General features: G+C 67.1%; 1 protein-coding gene. It reads right to left on the bottom strand.

The features are described from left to right. Window positions 1-653 (bottom strand): acyltransferase domain-containing protein (locus O5O46_RS35065; protein ID WP_333482456.1); only part of this gene is annotated, 653 nt, incomplete at its 3' end. Window positions 654-666 lie beyond the last annotated feature (13 nt).

Raw genomic sequence — 666 nt, 5'->3', positions numbered from 1 at the left:
ACGAGGGTGTCCGGTGCGCAGCTGTGTTGCGCCAGGCCGGACAGCACTCCGTCCGGGCCCAGTTCCACCAGGGCGGTCACACCCTGATCGGCCAGCCACCGCACCCCATCGGCGAACCGCACCGCATCCCGCACCTGACGGACCCAATACCCCACCGAACACAACTGCTCAGCCGTAGCAGCCCGACCCGTCACATTCGACACCACCGGAATCCGCGGCGACCGGAAACACACCGTCCCCAGCACACCCGCGAACTCCTCCAACATCGGATCCATCAACCCCGAATGAAACGCATGCGACACCCGCAACCACGTCACCCGAAGACCACGAGCAGCCACCAGCCCCGCCACATGGTCCACTTCGTCCTGCGGCCCGGAGACGACGACGGAGTCAGCGGTGTTGACCGCTGCGATGGACACAGCGTCGGGCAGCAGCTCCTTCACTTCGGCTTCGGGTAGCGGGATCGCGGCCATCGCCCCGCCCGAAGGCAGCGTCTGCATCAACCGGGCCCGGGCCGCCACCACCCGACAGGCATCCCGCAGCGACCACACACCCGACACATACGCCGCCGTCACCTCACCAATCGAGTGCCCCAGCAGGTAATCCGGGCTCACTCCACAGGCACGCAGCACCTCAAACAGCGCCGCCTCCACCGTGAACAGCGCT

Source organism: Streptomyces sp. RPT161 (genome assembly GCF_027533845.1).
Classification (GTDB): Bacteria; Actinomycetota; Actinomycetes; order Streptomycetales; family Streptomycetaceae; genus Streptantibioticus_A; species Streptantibioticus_A silvisoli_A.
The sequence above is the reverse complement of the archived record's forward strand: the minus strand, read 5'-3'. Positions and strand labels throughout refer to the sequence as shown.